Source organism: Campylobacter sp. BCW_6873 (assembly GCF_001762365.1).
Taxonomy (GTDB): domain Bacteria; phylum Campylobacterota; class Campylobacteria; order Campylobacterales; family Campylobacteraceae; genus Campylobacter_D; species Campylobacter_D jejuni.
The window spans coordinates 1-1587 of record NZ_MJWS01000090.1 but is presented as its reverse complement, the minus strand read 5'-3'; the positions used below and the strand labels follow the sequence as shown (position 1 = coordinate 1587).

General features: G+C 29.4%; 2 protein-coding genes. Both read left to right on the top strand.

Annotated elements, in window-relative coordinates:
• Positions 1 to 406: hypothetical protein (locus tag AJ932_RS08295; protein WP_070278729.1), on the top strand; the 406-nt coding region annotated here is incomplete at its 5' end.
• Positions 407 to 464: 58 nt separating this feature from the next.
• Positions 465 to 1541, top strand: a complete 1077-nt coding sequence (locus tag AJ932_RS08290) for a TNT domain-containing protein (protein ID WP_083263177.1) — start codon at positions 465 to 467, stop codon at positions 1539 to 1541.
• Positions 1542 to 1587: the final 46 nt, after the last annotated feature.

Here is a 1587-nt window from a genome sequence, read left to right as displayed (position 1 = left end):
GGGCGGTGTTGAATTTGAGTATTCTTTTGATAGTGAAAAAGAAGCCATTGATAAAATGTTGCAAGAAAATTATTGGCATAAATATCATGATATCAAAGACATCAAAGAATATCTAACAAAAGAAGTAGCATTAAGAATCATCAAAGAAGAAAATCTAGAAGTGATTTGGTATGATGAAGCACTTAAACCTTTATGTGCAGGTATTAAACATGATAAACAAAGAGATAAATATATATCTTTTATTACTAATGCTAAAGCAGAGCTTATAGAATGGAAAAGTATTGAGTTTGATGGGGATAGATACAGTGAAACTTTTGAAAGAATAATTAACGATGAATTTCTAGCCCTTTATGCTCTTATCAATCGTGCTAGAATGATTAAACAAAATAGAATCAGTTTTGTGTAAATACTTTCCTTATGATTTAATTTAATCTTAGTGGGTTTAAAAACCCACAAGGCTTTTCATGGCTAGAAAAAGAAAGATAACTATTCCTAGAATAGAAGATATTAATGTAACTCTTGATACTTCTTGTTTGCATCCTATATTGGAAGATAATACTTTATTATGTTTACATGGAGGTAGAGTTAAGTTAAAAGCAAAAAAGGCTAAAAGAATAAAATATAATAATGTTCCTATTATGTTACACGATGAAATACAAGGAGCTAGTATAAGTGGATGTTTAAATCCTCCAGTAGCTGGAGGACCTTGTACTAAAGTTGCTTTGGTATTTCCTTATACTTATTCAAAGCATAAAATCAATAATAAATATTCCGTTTATCAAATGGGCTTAATAGGAGTAAGTAATAAAGGCTATCCTGTACTTTCTATACCTAAAAAGAATAAGATTAAATTTGCTTTAGCTAAAATACAAGCTAATCCTCTTGCTAAGATTAAGTATGATAGGATAAGATGGCAAGGGATAGGAGATAAATTAGGAGCGGCACAAAAAAGCAAAGAGAAAGCAAAAATGCTTTTATATTTGGAAAATGAAAATAAAAAAGGTAAGGTAAGTGATAAAGAAGTTCATCTTTACAAACATAATGGAATATGGCCTAAAGATACTCCAAAACCTAGAAGTTCTGATTATATTGGTGAAAATGGTAAGATTAAATATCCTGATGATGATGGTTATAAAATTCCACCTAAACCAAGAGAAATCACTCTAAAAAAAGGGGCAAAACTAGACAGATATGGGGATAATTCAGGCGGTTTTGTTTGCCCTTTTAAGGAGAAAAAAGGAGCGATGCCTTATGAAAAAAGATCATTGCCCTATGAAAATAATGAAGTAATGCAAAAAACCTATAAAAGATATGAAGTATTAGAAGATATTAATATGGAAAGTATTGATAGAAAGGTTGAGATGAGTGGGAATGATAAATTAATAGAAAAAATTAAAGAGTTAAAAGCAAAAAACAAATTCCATTCCCCAAAAATAGGTAAAATATCTCCACATTTTGAACAAGAAGGCAAAGGAACACAAATTAAACTTCCTATTTCCATAGAAAACTTAATGCAATTAGGTTTTATCAAACAAATATAATAATAAAGGATAGAAAATGACAAGAGAACAAGCAGAACTAATTATA